This window comes from Melghirimyces profundicolus (assembly GCF_003054245.1).
GTDB classification, from domain to species: Bacteria; Bacillota; Bacilli; order Thermoactinomycetales; family DSM-45169; genus Melghirimyces; species Melghirimyces profundicolus.
The window spans coordinates 1-20,637 of record NZ_QBKR01000003.1; the positions used below are offsets into that span (position 1 = coordinate 1).

Below are 20,637 nucleotides of genomic sequence, written 5' to 3' on the forward strand. Positions count from 1 at the left end.
CAGGCGAGACTTGTGCTCTGTGAGTGCATAGCGAGACCGGGGAGAGAAGCGACCCAGGCGAGACTTGTGCTCTGTGAGTGCATAGCGAGACCGGGGAGTAAAGCGACCCAGGCGAGACTTGTGCTCTGTGAGTGCATAGCGAGACCGGGGAGTAAAGCGACCCCAGGCGAGACTTGTGCTCTGTGAGTGCATAGCGAGACCGGGGAGAGAAGCGACCCCAAGCGAGACTTGTACTCTGTGAGTGCAACCGGAGCGGCTGCCGCTCACTTTTTCACACCGCTTTCAGGACGAGATCAGTCACTGCCAGGATCATCACTTTGAAGGACAGCACCCGTTGAATCATGGGAGGCCCTTGCATTGTCATCACTTAAAGAGTCCACAAAAAGAATCCCGCCAAACAGCAAGATCGATGTCATAAATAACAGCAGTTTATTCTTCTTCAATGCTTATCCCCTCCTCCCCCTGTAAATCCTGTTGTACTTTATACATATTTTGCAGGCATTTATGGAATTCCTGCTCGTCAATTTTTTCATAACACTGTGACAGGCGGAAAAGAATTTGGTACTCCTTTTTTGTGTAAGAATGCTTTTTGGCTATATCCAGCGCTTTCTGATAGAAATGAATGGCATCCTCGTAATGTTCCTGCTTTCGGTAAAAGTCACCCATCACTTGCAAAGCGTAAGTTAATCGAGGGGCTACATCTTTTCTTTCCCCTATGCGAATCGCTTTTTGAATCACTTCCTTGGCTAAATCCCACTTGCGTTTATGCATGTACAGGATGCCCAGTCTGGCGTAAGTGGTGGTGAATTTATGCTCATCTTCAAATTTGCCCGTCAGTTTTAGAGCCATGTTAAAAGAAGATTCGGCTTGATTCCAATGTTGTTGTTGCATATACACGCTTCCCAATACCGTCCACAAATCAAACATCGAATGATATTGCCTGTTGAGCCGTGCCAGTTCCAAACCTTCCTTGGCATAGTGAATGGAGTCTTCCAGCATCCCGCTTCTTCGTAAAAGGTCGGCCCGCAACCAATAAAAACTGAGAATGGTCTCAATTTGTTCAATTTCCCAAAGAGAGTCCCACACTTCTTGAACAATTTGCATGGCCTCACCGAGGCGGCCCAACTTTTCCAAATAAATGGCTTTATTACGTCTTAAGAGGTATTTAAAAATCGGTCTTTCTCCGTTTTCAATATAGGAATCCAAGCCGCTCTCCACATATTTTAAGGCTTGGTTAATGTCATTTTGATTAAAACTGCATAAACTTAACTCATTGTAAGATGCCGCTTCAATGTTGTTTTGTTTGCTTTGATTCGTTAATCGAATGGCATTGAATAAGGATCGTTCCGCTCGCTTCCAATTTTGCTTGGTTCGGAACAGCTTCCCTTTTAAATAGTAAGCAAGCGATGCGTAAGGATGACTGTCTTCCAGATCCAGTCGATCCAACTTCTCTGCTGCGGCCTCAACATCTCCAATCGTTAACAAGGTTTCCGCTTTGAATAACTCAAATCTCGTCTCTTCTAACTCCTGTTGTTCACTGACCATCAGGTTGGGAAGATTGTCCAATTCCAGGTTCAGTTTCGACAGAAGGTATTTGGTTTTCTCCATATTGACATGGGGAACCCCACGTTCAATGTTGCTGATCGTGGCGGGGGAGATGTTATCGTCAGCCAGGTCCTCCAGACGGAGCCCCCGTTCTTTTCTTACTTTGCGGATTACTTCCCCGATTTCGTGAATTTCCAGTACAGTCAAAGGGATCACCTCGATAAAAATCCATGAAATTTTGTTTTCCCGTTTGTGTCCATTATAGATGAAAAAACAGAGATATATAAAAGTTTCTTTTTATGAAATATTATCCAGCAGGCGAAGCAACTTATGCTTTTCCGTTCTAATTGGCTTCCCCGGGTTTCTTTATGTGCCGGTCATCATCCCCGATGACCGGCAGGGTAAGAAAACATGATTTTCTGAAAGATTCAATGAAAAAGGCCTGTTTTTCAACAGGCCGCATGAGGTGTTTGATCCGTTGGCGATGGCGGGGACAAAATATCAGCCGTCAACCTTTCATGATCCACAGGGCGACGGCGATGATGACGCTGAAGCCGACTCCGCTGACTATGAACAAGATGGGGAGTTGACTTCGACGATCCAGGTGCATGAAAGTGGTCAGTTGGAGGATGAGCTGGACGAAAGCGAGGAAGAGGAGGACGGTGAAGGTGACCGGAGCCGGGAAGTATCCGCCCCCCACCAGGGCGAAGGCGATCGCCGTGAACAGGAGCATCCAGCCGAATGATTTGAGGTGCAGAGATGTGGTTTCGCGGGGACGCGTGTTTTCGTTGTGATCGGTTCGGGTCATCGGGATCCCGCCTTTGATCGGGGTTTGTTCATTAGAGGAGGATGCACCGAACAGGCCGGGATTATTCCGAAGCGAAAAGAGGGTGGTTGCGGGTGGGCTGGATGGTGTCGGGATCGATGCCGAAATGTTCCCGGATCAGCCGGTTCCGTTCATGGATGTCCCGGATCGGGGTTTTCGTGTGGTTGCCGCGGCCGGAGATCGTCAAGTGGCGGTTGGACAGGCTGATGCGGCCTTGAGGCGTGGCCCGGGTGACGATCAGTTTCTGTCGGAAGACCGAGGTGGGGGAGGTCTGCTGGTGTTCGCACATGACGGTGAAATCCTTTAGACGCCGGGGAACGGTGGAGAACCGGTACTCAGGGATCCATCGCCACTTATCTTTTTTTTCCAATGCGTAGACACCCTCCGTTTGCGGTACTTTTTTCACCCGGTATCCCCCGCTGATATCGTTGTATCTGCAGCCGTTCAGGGGCAGCGGTTGTCTGGTGGAGTTTCCAAAGCCCACATCGACGAGCCAGGGTTCCTCCAGATGAACGATCAACGCCATGTGGTCGTATTCGGGACCGAACCCGCCCGCCGCAGAGCGGACACGGCCGGATACCATGGAAACCCGGTATCCCATTTTTCGAAGAAGAGCCCCGAAGGCGCTGTTCAATTCATAACAAAAACCGCCCCGTCGTTCACGCACGATTTTGTTTAGAATCTCCCCGCAATGAAGGCGGATCCAGCGATGATGGTGGATATCCAGATTTTCAAAAGGGACGTGGATCAAATGCTGTTCCGTCAGGAGACGGAGCGTTTCCAAGTCGGGTTTTCCGACAAAACCGAGGCCGATTCGGGCCAAGTACGCCTCCACATCCACGGGAATCCCTCCTTCCCCCATATCATACAGGAGGAAAGGGGAGGCTCTCCACCCTCTTTATCAGATCGCGACGTACAGTCTCTGGCTTTAGCGTTGTGATTGAAAATTCGTTTCGAGAAAAGGGGAAGCGTTTACCCAAAACAGCGACTTTGCTGTCCTGCCCAGCGGAGAATCAGCCTGCAAGGGCGTTCAGGGGCAAAAGCTTCTCTGTGTTGCATCCGAAGGCGTTTGCCCCTGCCCGCAGCAGGATGAACGGCTTTGGGTAAATGCTGCCGCTCACTTTTTCACAATCCTTGTAGCGTTGTGATATAAGGCGCGTTGGACGAGGGAGGGCTTTCCCCTCTCGCAAGTGCGACAAATTTTTGGTATCTTTAAGGTACGGCCGAAAAGCCGTTAAACGAGTCGAGGAACCGTTCAGGCCTCGGAAAGGCCTGTCGTTGTCTCAGCTTCAGTGCCCGTTCATTGGCTCGGACGGAGCCGTCGGTGAGGGATACTGGGTTACCAGCCCCGATGAGCCGAGAAGCCCCCGGCGTCCGAAGAAGTGCCCTTGGGGTGCGACTGTAAAGGAGTGCACCACAGGCCTTTCCTTCGGTCACCTGTGGTACGCCCGTGCAGCCGGAGCGGCTTTGGGTAAATGCTGCCGCTCACTTTTTCACAACGCGTTTAGCCGTGGGGTGTGTCACAGACTCACCGGGGGTCATTGGGATACAATCATGACCGGAAGGAGGAATTCGGATGGCGCAAGATTTCTACATCCAACAAATGCAGGCAATGGTTCAACCCATGCGTGACGAACTGACACGGATCGGTTTTGAAGAATTGCGTACGCCGGAAGAAGTTGTGGAAGCTCTGGAAAACAAGGGGGCGAAAGGGACGGCATTGGTGGTTGTCAACTCGGTCTGCGGCTGCGCGGCCGGATTGGCCCGTCCGGCCGTGGCTCATTCCCTGAAGCACGATCCGAAACCGGATCACCTGTTTACGGTGTTTGCCGGCCAGGACAAGGAAGCGACCGCCAAAGCGCGGGAATACTTCGAAGGATATCCGCCTTCCTCCCCGTCCTTTGCCCTGATGAAAGACGGGAAAATCGTGCACATGGTTCAACGCCATGAAATTGAAGATCGAAGCCTGGAAGAGATCTCCGCCAACCTGACCGCCGCCTATGACAAATACTGCGGATAAACCGGAGTCTCCATCCAGAATCCACGCCGCCTTTTGTTTGCTCACTCAGCAGATAACAGGTGGCGTTTTTTAAAACGTTTTTGACCGGCAGATCCCTTTGTGGTGGATGTAGGAAAGGAGGAACAAACGTGGCGGAATCGTTGGATCGCTTGCTGGATCAAGCGGAAGAAGTCCAAGCGGAAGAAGCCTTTGTCAAACAGAACAGCAAGGCGTTGAAAATCCGTGTGACGGATACGGTTTATTGCCGGGCGGGGAGTATGATCGCTTACCAGGGGAAGATCAAGTTTGAAAGCACTTCCGGCGGCATCGGCAAATGGATCAAGAAGAAAATCAGCGGGGAAGGATTTCCGCTGATGAAAGCCACCGGCTCGGGGGATCTGTTCCTCGCCGATGACGCGGCGGAAGTGACCATCCTTCACCTGAAGGGGGAAACCCTCTTCGTGGAAGGACGCCACCTCCTGGCTTTTGAGAAAACCGTCGACTGGGACATCTCGGTGATCCGGGGCGCCGGAGTGGCTTCCGGCGGATTGTTCACCTGCCGACTCTCCGGACACGGGTTTGTGGCCATCAGCTCCCACGGGGAACCGATCGCCTTGGAAGCTCCCGTGGCGGTGGACCCCAATGCAGTGATTGGCTGGACCTCCGGTGTTTCCCCCCGGCTGAAGACAGACATCAACCTGAAGACACTTTTCGGGAAGTCTTCGGGGGAGACGGTTCAGCTCAACTTCACCGGTTCGGGGCGGGTCTTGATCCAACCGGCGGAACTGTATTCCTTCGGCAAGGAAGAGTAACCGGGGTGAGACCAAACGGTGAATCGGCGGGGGATCACTCCCGCTGAAAAAAGTGAGGCGGCCACCTCCAGGGTGGCCGCTTGTCACTCTTTTCCGAAGAACGTCTTCAATGCTCGGGGAAGGTCTTTTTGCCAGAATCCCCAGGTATGGTTGCCTTCCTGTTCGGAATAGACCACCTCGGCTTCTTTTTCCTGAAGCGCCCGGTGAACCTCCCGGTTTCTCGCCAACAGGTCCAGGTTGCCGAAGTGAGTGGGCACCGCGGTCTCCGACTTTCCGATGGTCTGGTAGATCTTCAAGCCGGAGAGGGAGTTCCTCCGGCCGATCGCTTCGAGGGTGGGTTCGAGGAAGGCACCGGACTGGGAGAGGACGCGGTGGAAAAGGTCGGGATACTCCAGAGCCAAATGAAGGGAAACGGTTCCGCCCAGGGAAGAACCGCCCAAGACCCGGTCCCCGGCCCGGTCGGAAACGGGGAAATCCCGTTCCACCATGGGGACCAACTCTTCCGCAAAGAAGCGGAGATAAGAACGGTGGCGCTCCCCTTGGGGAGAATACTCCGCGTTGCGATTTTCCTTCTTCACGGGGATGGCCACCGCTGCAAAGGGGTGGGTTTCTCCGTCCAGGATCAGTTGGTTGGCCTGGGTGGCCAGGCGTCCCATATTGAAATAATCGTCTCCGTCCTGGAGGTAGATGACCGGGTAGCGTTCACTTTCATCGTGTTCGGGAGGAAGGTAGACCTGAATGTTCCTTGTTTCGCCCAAGTGGGTGCTCTTGATTTCCGCTTTCCGGATCGTCCGTTTCAGATATCGCTTGTCCAATGACAACACCACTCAATCCTTCTTTCCAGTTCCTTGTGACCGTACCCCAACTTTACAGACTGCGGCCCGGGAAATCAAGGGGAGTGCTTTGACCAAAACCTTGGAACTGTTTAGAATATAATTGAACCGACAGGAAACGGGGTGAGCCGTAACGTGAGAGAAGCAGTTTGGTCTCCTGACAGGGAACAGATCCGAAACATGAAGATGTACCGGCTGATGGAGAAAAACGGAATTGCCGACTATGATGAATTTTTCCAACGTTCCGTCGGGGATGCGGCTTGGTTCTGGGAAGAAGTGACCAAAGATCTGGGATTGGAATGGTTTCGGCCTTACCGCCAGGTTCTGGACCGTTCCGACGGGGCCCCCTGGCCCAAGTGGTTTGTGGAGGGCAAGATCAACGCGGCCCATAACTGCCTGGACCGGTTTGTGAAAGACCCCCGGGCACGAAACCGGTTGGCCGTGATCTGGGAAGGGGATGACGGGGAGGTCCGGAAGCGGACATACCGGGAACTTTGGACCGAGGTCAACGCCTTCGCCCGGGGCCTTAAGCAACTGGGTGTCGGCCGGGGAGACCGGATTGCCATCTATCTGCCGATGGTGGTGGAAAACGTGGTGGCCATGCTGGCGGCGGCCCGAATCGGTGCCATCTTTACCCCGTGCTTTTCCGGTTACGGAGCGGAAGCGGTGGCCACCCGCCTGAAGGACTGTAAAGCCAAGGTACTGGTGACCGCTGACGGCTTCCTGCGGCGGGGCAAAACCATCCCCATGAAAGAAGAGGCGGACAAAGCCGCCGACCTCTCCCCGTGTGTGGAGAAGGTGGTGGTGGTCCGTCGTCTGAACCGGAAGGATTGTCCGCTGAACGAGGAACGGGACATCGACTGGGATGTTTTGATGTCGAACAGGAAAGCGCTTTCTGCGGAAGCGACCGATGCGGATACCCCCTTCATGATCATCTATACGTCGGGAACCACGGGCCGGCCCAAGGGAACCGTTCACATTCACTCCGGTTTTCCCGTCAAAGCGGCCTTCGATGCCGGTTACAGCATGGACGTTGGTGTGGGGGACACTCTCTTCTGGATGACGGACATGGGCTGGATGATGGGCCCGTGGATGGTGTTCGGTTCGTTGATGAACGGAGCCACCATGGTGCTCTTCGAAGGGACGCCGGATTATCCGGAGCCGGACCGGGTGTGGATGATCGTTGACACCCATGGGGTGACCCATCTGGGAGTCTCCCCCACGGCCATCCGGGCATTGATGAAATTCGGGGATCGCTGGTTGGAAGGTCACGATCTGGACACGTTGAGGGTGTTCGGTTCCACGGGGGAACCCTGGAATCCGGAGCCATGGAGCTGGCTGTTTGAGAAAGTGGGCAAAAAGAAGGTTCCCATCTGGAATTACTCCGGCGGAACGGAAATCTCGGGGGGGATCCTTTCCTCCAACCTGATGAAACCGATCGTTCCCTGTTCCTTTAACGGTCCGATGCCGGGTATGGATGCGGATGTGGTCGATGAAGAAGGCCATCCGGTCCGCGGCGAAGTGGGAGAGCTGGTGGTGCGCCAACCTTGGGTGGGCATGACCCGCGGCTTCTGGGAAGACCCCGGGCGGTACGAAAACACCTACTGGAGTCGCTGGCCCAACCTCTGGGTTCACGGAGACTGGGTGCAGGTGGACGATGAGGGTTATTGGTTCATTACCGGACGGTCGGATGACACGCTGAAAATCGCCGGAAAGCGGTTGGGGCCGGCTGAGGTGGAATCAATCCTGGTCGATCATCCCTCGGTGGTGGAGGCAGCCACCATCGGGGTGCCGGACCCGGACAAAGGGGAAGCAGCCGTCTGCTTCACCGTCCTGAAGCCGGGGGTGGCAGGGGACGAAAACCTGAAACGGGAACTGGTGACCTCCGTCGCGGAAAAGATGGGAAAAGCGTTAAAACCGAAAGAGATCCATTTTGTAAGCGATCTGCCCAAAACCCGGAACGGAAAGATTCTGAGGCGGGCGATCAAAGCGGCGTACACCGGCAAGGATGCCGGAGATCTTTCTTCTCTGGAAAACCCCGGGGCGGTGGAGGCGGTGCAACAATCCTCAGCGAACTGAATCATCGACACAGAAGGGCCCGATGCGGCCCTTTTTTTCTGAGAATTACCTTTCGGTTGACGTTTTTGGAGTTTATAATAAAAATCGGGGCCCGAAACAATGACAGGTGGGCCCGTTGTACGGATCCTCCCCCAAGGCTCCCGGGGAGTGTAAGGAGCTTATTGCGGGGGTGGTTCTTCTTCCAGCCGAACCGTCTGAGTGTAGTCTCCGCGGCGAACTTCATCGGGAGTGGCGTCTTTCTGAAGCTGATCGCCCGTTATTCCCGGAGCGAACCGGGGTTTTGCTTTGTGTTTTTTGGAGAGCGGTCTTTTCCTTTTCATTTTTACCCTCCTCCTTTGTGTGAAGAATTCCCGTTTCCAGGCTTTTTATCCGCCGGTCCCGGTACATAGTGATGTGAAAAAATAGAGAAACAACGTCCGAAACGGACAGAAAACGGTGCAGAGCTCCGAATATATAGAGTAGGGAGAGGTGTCGGCGTTGCATGGTCCGGGGGATGGTGATCACAACCTGCAGGAGCTTGAGATGGAAACGCGCGTACGGGAAGCTCAGAAGGATCCGACAGCCCGGATCCGGGATGAGCTGATCGCCGAGAACCAACTGTACGTGAGGAAAATGGCCTCCAAAATCTGCAGGCGAAACATCACAATTCAAGATGATGAATACTCGGTGGCTTTGATGGGATTTAATGAGGCCATCAACGCTTACCGGCATGATCAGTCTTCCACTTTCCTCTCGTTCGCTTTTACCGTGATGAAGAGAAGGTTGACGGACTATTTCAGGAGCGAAAAGAGACACAGGAATCATCAGGTGACCTTGATTCCCTCCGATTCAAAGGATAATGAGCCCATCTATCCGGAAGTGGTCAAAAAATCCTTTGAAAACCACCAGGACCGGGAACTGAGGGAACGCCGCCAGTCGGAAGTGGAAGAGTTCCGGGAGCATTTGGCAAAGTTCGATCTCACCATGGAAAAACTGGCTAAAGTTTCTCCCAAGCATAAGGACACCCGGCAGAACCTGATGGAAATTGCCAAAAAGATCGCTTCGCGTGCCGAACTGCTCGACCAGTTTTACAAGGAAAAGCGGGTCAAGCGGGGGTTTGCCGAACAAGTCGGCTGCCACCGCCGAACGTTGAAGCGTCACCGGAATTACCTGATCGCGTTGGTAGTGATCCTGGTGGAAGACTTGCCCACGATTCGGGATTATCTGGAACTACCAGTAGACATGAAGGGGGGTGGCGACAGTGAGTAAGGGGATCTTGATGGAAAAGGAGCAGATGCATTGGGTCGTGATGACCTCCGACGGGGAGTTTGTGAAAATTCCTCCCCAGGGCCAGGGAAGTGTCCGGTTGGGCGAGGAGGTTCACTTCACTCCGGAAGAAAAACCGGGATTTTTCACCTCCTTTATGCGGTACCCCTGGGTTACGGGAGGATTGGCGGCGGCGATACTGGTCTTTGCATTGTTGGTGCCGCTGTTCAAACCGATGGATGTGAATGCCCAAACCTATGTGTATATCGATATCAATACGCATACCGCGGTCGGTTCGGCAAACAGGGGCCATTCTCTGAACCAAAAGAACGCCAATTCCAGCCTGGAAGTCGGGGTCAACGGGGAGGGAGAGGTCATTTCCGTCGATGGGATAAATCCCCCGGGTGAATACATGGCCCGGATGGTCCGGGAGAATCTCGAATACGAAGGGACTCACATCGATGAGTTTGTTGCCGACTTTCTGAACCAGGCAAAAGAGAAAAAGTGGCTCCATCCGAAGGACGAAATCATTGTTTCCCAAGTGACGGAATCCGACCAGGAGGTTTCTTCAAGCAAGGAAGAAAAGAATCATAACACCCTGGATAAAATCAAGAAAAAGGTGGATACGGATCCCAAACTGAGAGGGGCCCATCTGGAAATGGTCACCCTGCCTCTTCCGGACCGCCTGAAGGACCGGGCCAAGAAACTCGAAGTTTCTCCCGCCCGATATGCGTTATGGCTTTTTGCCAATTCGGAAGGGCATGAGTTGACGAGGGATGAACTGCAGGATCAAACCGTCAATGAGTTGCTGGAGTTATTGAAGGATGCCCTCGACCCCGACGACCCACCCACGGAAAAACAATGGAACCAGTGGATGACAGCTTACGACCCGGTCAAACAGCGGGATCCCGAAAGACCAAAGGATCAAACGGATTCCAATCCGAAGGAAGAGCCATCCGACACGATAAAGAAACCGGAAGACCAAAGCACCGACACATCCGGTGACAGCCAGGATGCCGGTGGAGACCCATCCGGACAGGAACCTTCGAACGACCCCCCACCCTCGGATGGAACCACGTCCGGAGGGGACACGGAAGGGGACGATTCCAACCCGGAACCGACCAACCCCGATCCGGAGGGATCGACGGGAGATTCCCAGGCTTCGGGCGACAGCTCATCCGAAACCAAGGAGCCCGACAAGGTCCCGGCCCTTGATTCGGGGGGAAGTGAATACTGATCTCCGCTCTTCTTTTTTATCCGGTATGGGACAACCTTCAGCGGTTCCCCATTCCCCGGCGGGTGCAGGCCCACATCTCCCGAAACCGTGCCACACGAGGGAAATGGGGGAATCGTTGATGCAAGGAATCGGGATCGTCCGGAGAGTGGACCATCTCGGCCGGATTGTTCTGCCCAAAGAACTGCGGGAAACGATGAATATCAAGCCGCATGACGGGGTCGAGATCTTCGTGAACGACGACACCATCGTTCTGCAAAAATACAACCCCTCCTGCGTGTTTTGCGATTCTTCGGAGGAACTCTTTTATTTCAAGGGGAAAATCATCTGCAAAGGTTGCCTGGAAGACACCAGGAGCCATGTGGTGTAAACCTGAAGCCCGCGAGGGCTTTTTCTTTTGCTTTACCCCTGTAAAGCAAATTGCTGACAATGGATCAAAACATTTGATAAAATAGAAACCGGAATCGAAATTGAGTGGCAATTTACACAAGTGAAAATGTAAGCGCTTTAATCCCGTGGACGGAAGGAGTGTTGCATATGGATCCGGAATTTCTCAGGGTATCGACAGAGAAGGGAGTCGGCCGGATCGAACTCCGGCGCCCGAAGGTGCTGAACGCACTTAACCGCCGTATGGTGGCGGAGCTCGTGGAAATGCTTGAATCCTTTGATCGGGAGGACACAGTGGGGGCGATCCTGTTGACCGGCGGACCCAAAGCTTTCGCAGCGGGGGCGGATATCGACGAAATGGCCGGCGCAACCGCGGCTGAGATGCTAACCATGGATCCTTTTGCGGACTGGGACCGGATCCGGCGCGTTTCCAAACCGATCGTGGCAGCGGTGAACGGGTATGCCCTGGGAGGCGGTTGTGAGCTGGCTATGGCTTGCGATCTTATCTTTGCTTCGGAGACGGCGCGGTTCGGGCAGCCGGAGATCGATCTCGGGGTGATGCCGGGCGCGGGCGGAACCCAGCGTTTGACAAGAGCGGTGGGCAAAGCGCGGGCCATGGAAATGGTGTTGACCGGAAAGCCGATCACCGCCAAGGAAGCTTATGCAGCGGGCTTGATCAACCGGGTCGTTCCGGCGGAAGTGTTGGAAGAAGAAGCCATGAAGATGGCCCGTGAACTGGCTTCCAAACCCCCGGTTGCCCTCCGTCTGGCCAAACGGGCGGTCCAACGGGCGGCGGAAATCGGTCTGGAGGCGGGCCTGGATTATGAACAGAAGCTCTTTTATTTCCTTTTTTCCACCGAAGACCAGAAAGAAGGAATGCAGGCGTTTATGGAGAAGCGCCGCCCCGAATTCCGCGGGAAATAAAACCGAGGAGGGAAAAACCATGGCGGAAACCGTTACCTACCAGAAAGAAAGCGGGGTCGGGATTCTCACCTTGAACCGCCCCGAGGTGTACAACGCCTTTAACGGCAGGATGACCCAAGAGCTCACCGCCGCGCTGAAGGAAGCCTCGAAGGATCCGGACGTGAGAGCGGTTATGATCCAGGGAGCAGGCAAGGCCTTCTGTTCCGGGCAGGACCTGAATGACCGGAGCGACCTCCATGTCGGCAACCTGTCCCTCGGCGACAGCGTTCGAACGCGGTACAACCCGATGATCCGGGCCATCACGGGGATGGAGAAACCGGTGATCGCTTCCGTGGGCGGAGTGGCCGCCGGCGCCGGATGCAGCCTGGCCTTTGCCTGTGATATCCGTATTGTCTCCGAAAAGGCCAAATTCATCGAGGCTTTTATCCGCATCGGTCTGGTCCCGGACAGCGGATCCAGCTATTTTCTGCCCCGGCTGGTGGGCTTCGGCCGTGCGATGGAACTCTTGATGACCGGACGGGACATCTTGGCGGAGGAAGCGGTGAAGATCGGCCTGGCCAACCGGCTCGTGTCCCACGAACGGTTGGAGGAAGAGAGCTTCGAGTTTGCAAGGAAACTGGCCCAAGCTCCCACCCGGGCGATCGGGCTGACCAAGCGGGCGCTCTGGAGGGCGGTGGATTCGGAATTGGAGGAAGCCTTGGAATATGAGGCCCAGATGCAGGAAACCGCCGGAAAGACCGAAGATTTCAAGGAAGGGGTACAAGCTTTCACAGAAAAGCGGGTGCCGGAGTTCCGGGGGAAATAAGGGATTCGGGGTTCCCCCGAACTCTCCCCCATCGGGGCGCATATCATGGGATCGGGATACGAAACAGCCCGTTCCTCTTGGCCCATAAGCCGAGCGGTCGCTCGTTAGGCAACGGAACACCACTTCACGAAGGCAGGGATGATCACCATGAAAGTCCTTGGACAAAATCACGATCGGTCCTCCAAAAAGAAGTTGCCGGAAGAGAAGGTCGAACAACGTTCCCGGATGGATGACATATTTGAATTGATGGCAGAAGGCGGCCACGAGGAGGTCACCTTCTGCCGTCATCCCGGGTCCGGGTTGAAGGCGATCATCGCGATTCATGACACCACCATGGGGCCCGCCCTGGGGGGATGCCGGATGGTGCCTTACACCTCCACCGACGAGGCGGTGAAAGACGTGCTCCGACTTTCCAGGGGAATGACATTCAAATGCGGTTTGGCCGATGTGGACTTTGGCGGTGGGAAAGCGGTGATCATCGGGGATCCCGAAACGGACAAAACCCCGGAAATGTTCCGTGTGCTGGGCCGGTTTGTGGGGGGGTTGAACGGACGCTTCTTCACCGGTACGGACATGGGTACGATGCCGGAGGACTTCGTTCACGCCGCCCGCGAATCCGACTCCTTTGTGGGCCTGCCCGAAAGTCATGGGGGAAGCGGGGACACGTCCATTCCCACCGCTTACGGCGTCATGCAGGGTTTCCGCGCCACCGCCCGGCACCTGTGGGGAACAGACAGCCTGGAAGGTCGAACCGTTGCCATTCAGGGTGTGGGCAAAGTGGGCGCCCGGCTGGCAGGTCAACTGGTGGAGGAAGGAGCCCGTTGTGTCGTGGCCGATGTCTCACCGGCCAGGGTGGAGAGCCTGAAGGCACGAAATCCTGATATAGAGGTGACGGGGGTGGAAGAGATCCATCGGGTGGAGTGCGACATCTTCGCCCCCTGTGCGATCGGCGGGGTGATCCACGACGGTACGCTGGACGAACTCCGTTGCCGGGCGGTGGTGGGTTCGGCCAATAACCAGCTGGCGAAGGACCGGCACGGGGATCTTCTCCATGAGCGGGGCATTCTCTACGCTCCCGATTACCTGGTGAATGCCGGTGGTTTGATCCAAGTGGCCGATGAACTTCAGGGTTACCACCATGAACGGGTCATGGAAAAAACCCGCGGGATCCACGATATGCTTCTCAAAATTTATGAGCTGTCCCGAGAGGAAGATTTACCGACATGCCGTGCGGCGGATCGGCTGGTCCTTGAACGTCTCCGTCAGGTGGCGGATCTGAAACGGATTTTCCTGGGCTTTGATCGCCGGGGCTGAGGGAGGGATGGAGGTTGCTCAGACAGATGGACCGGGTGGACCGCTGTTATCTGAAGCCCGGCGGCCAGTTGACAGAAGAAGGGCGCAGTCGCTGGGAAGCCGTACCGGAGGAGTTGAAGCTCGATTTTTACCGGTGGATGGTGCAGGTTCGTTCCTTTGACCGCCGCTCCGTCATTCTTCAGCGACAGGGAAGGATCGGTACCTACGCCCCGCTGGAAGGACAGGAAGCCGCCCAAGTGGGCAGTGCACTGGCCCTCTCGAAAGAAGATTGGATCTTCCCCAGTTACCGGGAACACGGGGTTGCCATGATCGCGGGGATGCCTCTGATGAGAATTCTCCTCTATTGGATGGGTCGGGTGGAAGGGAACGTGCCTCCCGAAGGAGTCCGTGTGTTGCCGCCTTACGTTCCCATCGCCACCCAACTGCCGCAAGCGATGGGAGCCGCCTGGGCATCCAAGCTGAAAAGGGAACGCTCGGTTTCGGTTGCCTATTTCGGAGACGGTGCCACCTCGGAAGGGGATTTTCACGAAGCATTGAATTTTGCCGGAGTGTTTCAGCTCCCCGTGATCTTCTTTTGCCAGAACAACCATTATGCCATCAGCGTACCCTTCTCCCGTCAGTCCGCGGTTCCGACGGTGGCGGAACGGGCTTGTGCCTATAACATTCGTGGCATCCGGGTGGATGGAAACGATGTGCTGGCGGTTCACAGCGCCATGGAGGAAGCGGTGACAAGGGCGCGAAAGGGGGACGGGGCCACCCTGATCGAAGCGGTCACCTACCGGAAAGGTTCCCATACCACCGCCGATGATGCGACGCGTTACCGGGACCCGTCGGAAGTGGAGGATTGGGTTCGGGAGAAAGATCCGATCTCCCGGATGGAAGCCCTTCTGAAAGCGGAAGGGTTGTTGTCGGAAGAGGACGTGAAGAAGTGGGAGGAACAATGCAAAGCGCTCGTGGATCGGGCGGTCAAGGAAGCCGAAGCGGCTCCCGCTCCCTCCGCCGATCACCTCTTCGCCCATGTGTTCGAAGAGTTGCCGCCGGAGCTGAACCGGCAGCGTGCGGAACTGTCGGGAGAGGGGGGAGAGTGTGTCTGAGAAAACACTGATCCAAGGGATCAATGAAGGGTTGCGGACGGCGCTTAAAGAGCGTTCCGATGTGGTGGTCCTGGGAGAGGATGTCGGTAAAAACGGCGGTGTCTTCCGAGCGACGGAAGGGTTGTGGGAGGAATTCGGGGACGAACGTGTCATCGACACGCCTTTGGCCGAAGCCGGAATTGTCGGAGCGGCCATCGGTATGGCGATTAACGGCATGCGGCCGGTGGCGGAGATTCAGTTCATGGGGTTCATCTATCCCGCATTTGAACAGATTGTCACCCATGCGGCGCGCCTGCGCACCCGGACTCAGGGACAGCATCCCGCCTCCCTCGTGGTCCGGGCTCCTTATGGAGGAGGGATCCGGGCTCCGGAACTTCACTCGGATTCCACCGAAGCCCTCTTCGTCCACACTCCCGGCCTTAAGGTGGTGGCACCCTCCACCCCTTCGGATGCCAAAGGCCTGCTTTTGTCGGCGATCCGGGACCCCGACCCCGTGATTTACCTGGAACCGATGAAGATTTACCGGGCTTTCCGCCAGGAGGTTCCCGAGGGATGGTTCGAAGTGCCCATCGGAAAAGCCCGAAAGGTGAGAGAGGGAGAAGATGTCACCCTGATCGCTTGGGGTACGATGGTCCCGGTGGCGGAACGGGCGGCCCGGGAGGCGTCGGAGCGGGGAGTCTCCTGCGAGGTGCTCGATCTTCGGAGCCTCTGCCCTCTGGATGAAGAAGCAATCGTGACCTCCGTCAAAAAGACGGGACGGGCGGTGATCATTCATGAGGCTCCGAAAAACGCAGGTTTGGGAGCGGAGTTGGCTGCCCGGATCCATGAGCTGGCTTTCCTGTGGATGGAATCCCCGGTGAAACGGGTCACGGGGTTCGATGTTCCCGTTCCGATGTTCGCGCTGGAGGACGATTTCCGTCCGAGTCAGAAACGGATCGATCGGGCGATTCACAAGGTGATGACATTCTGAGGAGGGGAGAGCATGGGTCTTGAATTTAAACTGCCCGATGTCGGCGAAGGGGTGGCCGAGGCGGTAGTGGTCCGCTGGCTGGTGAATGAAAGGGAAAGGGTGGAATCGGACCAGCCCGTCGTCGAAGTCCAAACGGACAAAGCGGTGGTGGAACTCCCCTCCCCTGCTGCGGGGACGATACAAGCGATCCGCTGGGACGAGGGGGAGACGGTACCGGTCGGGGAAGTGCTGCTGGTGATCAGGGAGGAAGGCATGGAAAGCAAACCAACCGGCAGCGGGACGGAGGAGGCGGCCATCGCCGAAGGTTCCGTCCCTTCCGGAGAGGGGAAGAAGATGGAAGGATCGACCCCGGGAGAGAAGCCGCCCGCCCGCCGCCGCACCTTGGCCGCCCCTTCCACCCGGCGCCTGGCCCGGGATCTGGGGGTGGACATCCGGGAGGTGGAGGGATCGGGTCCCGACGGCCGCGTGAGGAAGGAGGACGTTCGACGGGCCGCTGCTGCGTTGGCGGAGTCCCGCGGGGTGGTGGAACTGGCTTCGGGAATCCGTCGAGGGGTTGCCCAACGGGCGCGGCAAAACGCTTTTGGACCCGTTTCAGAGAAGGTGTCTGAAAAGTGGGATGAACTCCGGGAGGATTCGGCTTTCACGGAAGAACCCCTCTCCCGCACCCGCCGCGTGATCGCTGAACGCCTTCTCTTCTCTGTGACGAACAAGCCCCACGCCACTCATTTTGAGGAATTGAACGCGGAAGGGTTGGTTTCCTGGCGGAACCGGTTGAAAGCGAGAGCGTCCGAAGGGGTTCCGAAGATCGGCTATCTTTCGGTGCTGCTGAAGGCGGTGGCGGTATCTCTGAAGCATCACCCCTTGTTGAACACTCACTTTGACGAAGAGAAAAAAACGGTCCGCCGCCACCGGTCCGTCCATTTGGGAGTGGCGGCCGACACGCCCCGGGGGTTGCTTGTTCCCGTCATCCGGGAGGTGGATCGAAAAAACATCCTTCAAATCGATCGGGAATTGAAAGAGTTGACGGCGGCAGCCCGGGAAGGGCGCCTCGCACCGGAGCAGATGACCGGAAGCACCTTTACCGTCAGCAACGCCGGCTCCCTGGGAGGCCGTTTCGCCACGCCCATCATCAATCCGCCGGAGGTGGCCATCCTGGCCCTCCACCCGGTGGAGCAGCGTCCCGTGGTCCAAAAGGGGGAGCTGGTTCCCGGCTGGAGAATGAATGTTTCCCTCTCTTTCGACCACCAGGTGCTGGATGGGGCGGACGCCATCCGGTTCACCCGCACCCTGGGATCCTATACCGCCGATCCGGGTGCGCTTTTACTGGAATTAACCTAAAAAAAGGAAGCCCTTCAACAAGAGGGCTTCTTTTTGATGGAATCCATCTTCAGTCATCGAACATGCCGTCCGCCAAATCGAAATCCCCTTCCGGGAGATCGAGGTCCGTTGCTTCTTCCAGGCCTTCCACCGCTTCCTCCGTCAGTTCCGACAGCACCATGGCTCCCAGGACTCCGGCGGCAAACCCGCCGATCATTCCTTTCCAATGGAGAGAACCGTGCTTGTGTTTGCCCGAAATCGACCATTGCCAGGAGGAAGGATTTTCCGCCATCTCCGTCAGAACCTGACTCAGCCGTTCTTTCAGCTGTTCCTCCTCGTCCAGGAGGCTGTTTTCCAGAAAGAGTTCCCTCTTGATCTCCTTCTCTCCCGTCCAGGAGTGAACATCCACTTCCAGGAGCAGCCGGAGGCCGCCTTCTTCCACTGCGGCTGCGAATTCCACTTCTTCCACTTTGCCGTGAAGCAACTGGGTCGGAAACAGCTCAAATTCCTGGGTGTATCCGTTGAAGGAACGGGAGCCGTATTTTTCCCGGAACCCGAGCCGGGAGAGCGCCTGCAGGACTTTCTGAAGCCGGTCGGGCGGTTGCACCTTTATGTAGTCGTGATCGGTATGGTCGACCGCCCCTTCGATGTCCAGACGGGTCACAAAGCTGTACGTGACGGGATTGCCGGAGACGGGAAGTTCCTTGGGCAACACACAGGAAAAGGGAAAGGAACGCCAGTTGTCCGGGGGGATGACAAAGGATTCCCGGATCGGGATGGTTTCAATGGTGTGGCTAAAAGGCTTGCCATTGGCCCGGATCACCAACTGAAGTTCCACGTCGGCCCCGTTGATTCGCTGTTCCACCATGCCCCCGGTGATGACAAGCTCTCCTTTTACGGTGTCACCCGGAAGAAATTCCGTTTTTTCCAGTTTGAGATCCACCTTTGCTCCGCCTTTTCCCATTTTAGCCAGCAGATTTTTAAACACGTTGTTGCCCCCCCACATGATCTTTCATCTCTGTCTACCAATATATCGTATGACGTGACGGATGACGATCCTCCATTGGTTTTAATATCGGAACAGGCAAAAGCCGCAATCGGGAGAGAAAATGGAAAATGGCCGACGTTTCCGGCTCAAAGGCCGGGATCCATCATTTCAGCCGGTTCCGGTTTTATGGTACAATAATGAATGAATACTCAATCACTCAATGATAATGGATGGTCGATGTCTGATGGTTAGAACGTCGCTGAAACGTTTGAAACACGGGGAAGTCACCGCTCTTCGGTGTCGTTTTGATTTTCCGGGAAATGTTTTTCGGATCTGGGTTTTCCACGTCGACGGCCTGATGCTGGAAACCGGTCCCCGTCGGGCGGTAAAGGAAGTGGAACGATTTGCGCAGGATTTTCCTCCCCGTTCGATCGCCTTGAGCCATTTCCATGAAGACCATGCGGGCAATGCCGCCCGTCTGGCGGAGAAATACGGAGCGCCTGTTTACATGGGGGACCGGACGGCGGAAATCCTGGCCCACCCTCCCCGGATTCCGCTGTACAGAAGAGTGGTCTGGGGGCCGCTCACGCCGGTTCGGGGGATTGTGACGGAGCGGATCGAGACGGAACGTTTCCGTTTTCTCGCCGTGTCCACCCCGGGGCATGCCGATGATCACGTTTCCTGGGTGGAAGAAGAACGGGGATGGGCCTTTACGGGAGATCTTTATCTGGGAAAACGTTTGACATACGGGATGCGGAACGAATCCGTTTCCCGGCTGGCCGAATCCATCCGCCGGGTGCTCCGGTATCCGGTCCGGACTGTGTTTTGCTCCCATGCCGGAATGATTCCCGACGGCCCGGAAGCCCTGAAACAGAAGCTGCACTTCCTGGAGTGGCTGCAGGATGAAACGCTGCGCCTTCACCGTGAAGGCGCCCGATCCGGGGAAATCGCATCCCGGCTGTTGAAAAAGCGGACGGGGCTGGTCTGGTTTTCCAACGGGGAACTCTCCCCCGTCCACCTGATCCATTCGATCATCAGAGAAAACCGAAAAAAAGAAAAGCCGGCCGTCCGGTAAAGGACGCCGGCTTTTTGGCTGTCAGGGCTGGATCGGGACGGCGTCGCTTTCCACCTCCGGTGGCAAAGTGACGGGATCGGCTTCTCCGTTGCTTCCGAATGATCATACTCCTTTTTCAACAATGGGTCAGGTATGAAGGCAACCCTGTTCATATACGAGAAGAAAGTATGAATGACTCCCAAAGTGAAAAAGTAAGAATTTCCAATCAAGGAGGAACCGGAATGATCTCCGTGACATTTTCCCATCTGGATTACAATGTGTCCGATCTGGAGCGGGCCGTCCGTTTCTACAATCCCCTGATGGCGTTTCTCGGATTCACCAAGGAGATCGAAGAAGAAGGTTGGGTGCTTTACGGGAACGGAAACATGAAGCTCTGTATCGTCCAGTGCGGGCCCGGTTTTGCGGAGGGAGGCTTTCATCGGAAGAGGCCGGGTCTGAACCACATTGCCTTTCAAGCCGGAAGCCGGGAAGCCGTGGACCGGGCCGCGGATTTTCTGCGGAAGAGAAAGATTTCGCTTCTGTATGGCAGTCCGGGCCAGTTTCACGGATCGATCGAGTACTACGCGGTCTTTTTTGAAGATCCTTTCCGTCTGAAGTTGGAAGTGGTTTACAGCCCGGAATATCAGGGAGGCATCAGACGGAGGGAGGAGGATTCGAATACGAAATGAATCGACAAGGTGGGGATTCACCCTCCTTCCCTTTTTTCGCCGGGTGCCGCTCACTTTTTCATAACGCCTCTAAGGGAATGAAGGAGACTGAAGGAGGAAAAGGTTTCCTTCGGAGATTGACACCGCCCTCCCGTTTCAGTCATAATAATGTTACAATTCTGTGAAATGCAAATACGGAAGGAGTGGACGCCATGGCGCAATTGGAGAAGGCGACCGGCAAAAGCGAGATGGCCCGGGAGGCGCATGGAGAAACCACCGGAAAGTACCTGCTGTCCTTCTTATGGATGTTGCTGATGACCGTGGTTTCCTTCGTACTGGTGGGGATGAATCTTCTGCCGTCCCATTTGCTTCTTCCCGCCATTCTTTTCTTGGCGGCCATTCAGGTGGTACTGCAACTCTTTACCTTCATGCACCTGGACTTTAAATGGTATCTGACCGCCTCCATCTTCATGGGCGGTGGTTGCATCGTGGCCGCGACGGCCATTGTGGCCATGGTGTTTTGGGTTTGACAGGTTTTCTTTT

The 20,637-nt window shown here is 55.7% G+C and carries 22 protein-coding genes; 15 read left to right on the plus strand and 7 right to left on the minus strand.

Going from position 1 to position 20,637, the window contains the following annotated elements; all coding sequences use genetic code 11:
- Nucleotides 1-293 precede the first annotated feature (293 nt).
- The 4 genes from C8P63_RS18910 to C8P63_RS02660 all read right to left on the minus strand — a co-directional run bounded on the left by C8P63_RS18910 (nt 294) and on the right by C8P63_RS02660 (nt 3,212).
- Nucleotides 294-443 (minus strand): hypothetical protein, encoded by a 150-nt coding sequence (locus C8P63_RS18910; RefSeq protein ID WP_170109453.1) that lies wholly within the window; start codon nt 441-443, stop codon nt 294-296.
- On the minus strand, nt 430-1,761 hold the full coding sequence (locus C8P63_RS02650) for a helix-turn-helix domain-containing protein (RefSeq protein ID WP_245920638.1): 1,332 nt from the start codon (nt 1,759-1,761) through the stop codon (nt 430-432). The genes C8P63_RS18910 and C8P63_RS02650 overlap by 14 nt, the downstream gene beginning before the upstream one ends.
- Nucleotides 1,762-2,053: 292 nt before the next feature.
- Nucleotides 2,054-2,353, minus strand: coding sequence for a cytochrome C oxidase subunit IV family protein (locus C8P63_RS02655; RefSeq protein ID WP_108021801.1), 300 nt, complete (start codon nt 2,351-2,353; stop codon nt 2,054-2,056).
- 61 nt (nt 2,354-2,414) lie between these two features.
- Nucleotides 2,415-3,212 (minus strand): arylamine N-acetyltransferase family protein, encoded by a 798-nt coding sequence (locus C8P63_RS02660; protein WP_108021990.1) that lies wholly within the window; start codon nt 3,210-3,212, stop codon nt 2,415-2,417.
- A gap of 735 nt (nt 3,213-3,947) precedes the next feature.
- Between C8P63_RS02660 and C8P63_RS02665 the strand changes: the two genes are divergently transcribed.
- Both C8P63_RS02665 and C8P63_RS02670 read left to right on the plus strand, forming a co-directional pair.
- Nucleotides 3,948-4,391, plus strand: a complete 444-nt coding sequence (locus tag C8P63_RS02665) for a BrxA/BrxB family bacilliredoxin (RefSeq protein WP_108021802.1) — start codon at nt 3,948-3,950, stop codon at nt 4,389-4,391.
- 128 nt (nt 4,392-4,519) lie between these two features.
- Nucleotides 4,520-5,182 (plus strand): AIM24 family protein, encoded by a 663-nt coding sequence (locus tag C8P63_RS02670; protein WP_211308230.1) that lies wholly within the window; start codon nt 4,520-4,522, stop codon nt 5,180-5,182.
- A gap of 83 nt (nt 5,183-5,265) precedes the next feature.
- Here C8P63_RS02670 and C8P63_RS02675 read toward each other — a convergent pair whose 3' ends face one another.
- Nucleotides 5,266-6,006 carry an alpha/beta hydrolase gene (locus tag C8P63_RS02675; RefSeq protein ID WP_245920639.1) on the minus strand — a complete coding sequence of 247 codons (741 nt, stop codon included), beginning with the start codon at nt 6,004-6,006 and terminating at the stop codon, nt 5,266-5,268.
- Nucleotides 6,007-6,195: 189 nt separating this feature from the next.
- Here C8P63_RS02675 and C8P63_RS02680 point away from each other — a divergent pair, with 189 nt between their 5' ends.
- A complete protein-coding gene (locus tag C8P63_RS02680) occupies nt 6,196-8,094 on the plus strand; it encodes an acetate--CoA ligase (RefSeq protein WP_211308238.1) in 1,899 nt (632 codons plus the stop codon).
- Between the two features lie 158 nt (nt 8,095-8,252).
- On the opposite strand, the gene C8P63_RS18915 is transcribed toward C8P63_RS02680, so the two are convergent.
- Entirely contained in the window at nt 8,253-8,414 is a 162-nt protein-coding gene (locus C8P63_RS18915) for a hypothetical protein (RefSeq protein ID WP_170109454.1), read from the minus strand.
- Between the two features lie 202 nt (nt 8,415-8,616).
- Between C8P63_RS18915 and C8P63_RS02685 the strand changes: the two genes are divergently transcribed.
- The 9 genes from C8P63_RS02685 (at nt 8,617) to C8P63_RS02725 (ending at nt 17,405) form a co-directional block, all read left to right on the plus strand.
- A complete protein-coding gene (locus C8P63_RS02685) occupies nt 8,617-9,342 on the plus strand; it encodes a sigma-70 family RNA polymerase sigma factor (protein WP_146172095.1) in 726 nt (241 codons plus the stop codon).
- Nucleotides 9,335-10,576: an anti-sigma factor domain-containing protein gene (locus C8P63_RS02690; RefSeq protein ID WP_108021805.1), complete on the plus strand. Its 1,242-nt coding sequence runs from the start codon at nt 9,335-9,337 to the stop codon at nt 10,574-10,576. The genes C8P63_RS02685 and C8P63_RS02690 overlap by 8 nt, the downstream gene beginning before the upstream one ends.
- 115 nt (nt 10,577-10,691) lie before the next feature.
- Nucleotides 10,692-10,943, plus strand: coding sequence for an AbrB/MazE/SpoVT family DNA-binding domain-containing protein (locus tag C8P63_RS02695; protein ID WP_211308231.1), 252 nt, complete (start codon nt 10,692-10,694; stop codon nt 10,941-10,943).
- A gap of 167 nt (nt 10,944-11,110) precedes the next feature.
- The gene (locus C8P63_RS02700) at nt 11,111-11,884 is read left to right on the plus strand and encodes an enoyl-CoA hydratase-related protein (protein ID WP_108021807.1); all 774 of its coding nucleotides are present in this window, start codon (nt 11,111-11,113) and stop codon (nt 11,882-11,884) included.
- Between the two features lie 19 nt (nt 11,885-11,903).
- Nucleotides 11,904-12,689: an enoyl-CoA hydratase-related protein gene (locus C8P63_RS02705; RefSeq protein ID WP_108021808.1), complete on the plus strand. Its 786-nt coding sequence runs from the start codon at nt 11,904-11,906 to the stop codon at nt 12,687-12,689.
- A gap of 147 nt (nt 12,690-12,836) precedes the next feature.
- Nucleotides 12,837-14,003: a Leu/Phe/Val dehydrogenase gene (locus C8P63_RS02710; protein WP_245920640.1), complete on the plus strand. Its 1,167-nt coding sequence runs from the start codon at nt 12,837-12,839 to the stop codon at nt 14,001-14,003.
- Between the two features lie 14 nt (nt 14,004-14,017).
- On the plus strand, nt 14,018-15,097 hold the full coding sequence (gene pdhA, locus C8P63_RS02715) for a pyruvate dehydrogenase (acetyl-transferring) E1 component subunit alpha (protein WP_245920641.1): 1,080 nt from the start codon (nt 14,018-14,020) through the stop codon (nt 15,095-15,097).
- A complete protein-coding gene (locus tag C8P63_RS02720) occupies nt 15,090-16,067 on the plus strand; it encodes an alpha-ketoacid dehydrogenase subunit beta (protein WP_108021810.1) in 978 nt (325 codons plus the stop codon). Before pdhA ends, C8P63_RS02720 begins: the two co-directional genes overlap by 8 nt.
- A gap of 12 nt (nt 16,068-16,079) precedes the next feature.
- Nucleotides 16,080-17,405 carry a dihydrolipoamide acetyltransferase family protein gene (locus tag C8P63_RS02725; protein ID WP_108021811.1) on the plus strand — a complete coding sequence of 442 codons (1,326 nt, stop codon included), beginning with the start codon at nt 16,080-16,082 and terminating at the stop codon, nt 17,403-17,405.
- Nucleotides 17,406-17,454: 49 nt separating this feature from the next.
- On the opposite strand, the gene C8P63_RS02730 is transcribed toward C8P63_RS02725, so the two are convergent.
- Nucleotides 17,455-18,372 (minus strand): sporulation protein, encoded by a 918-nt coding sequence (locus C8P63_RS02730; protein WP_170109455.1) that lies wholly within the window; start codon nt 18,370-18,372, stop codon nt 17,455-17,457.
- Between the two features lie 244 nt (nt 18,373-18,616).
- Here C8P63_RS02730 and C8P63_RS02735 point away from each other — a divergent pair, with 244 nt between their 5' ends.
- From C8P63_RS02735 to C8P63_RS02745, 3 genes are all read left to right on the plus strand, one after another.
- Entirely contained in the window at nt 18,617-19,447 is an 831-nt protein-coding gene (locus tag C8P63_RS02735; RefSeq protein WP_170109456.1) for an MBL fold metallo-hydrolase, read from the plus strand.
- Between the two features lie 221 nt (nt 19,448-19,668).
- Nucleotides 19,669-20,115 carry a VOC family protein gene (locus C8P63_RS02740; RefSeq protein WP_170109457.1) on the plus strand — a complete coding sequence of 149 codons (447 nt, stop codon included), beginning with the start codon at nt 19,669-19,671 and terminating at the stop codon, nt 20,113-20,115.
- A 191-nt stretch (nt 20,116-20,306) separates the two neighbouring features.
- Complete coding sequence (locus C8P63_RS02745) at nt 20,307-20,624, plus strand: cytochrome C oxidase subunit IV family protein (protein WP_108021815.1); 318 nt, start codon at nt 20,307-20,309, stop codon at nt 20,622-20,624.
- Nucleotides 20,625-20,637: the final 13 nt, after the last annotated feature.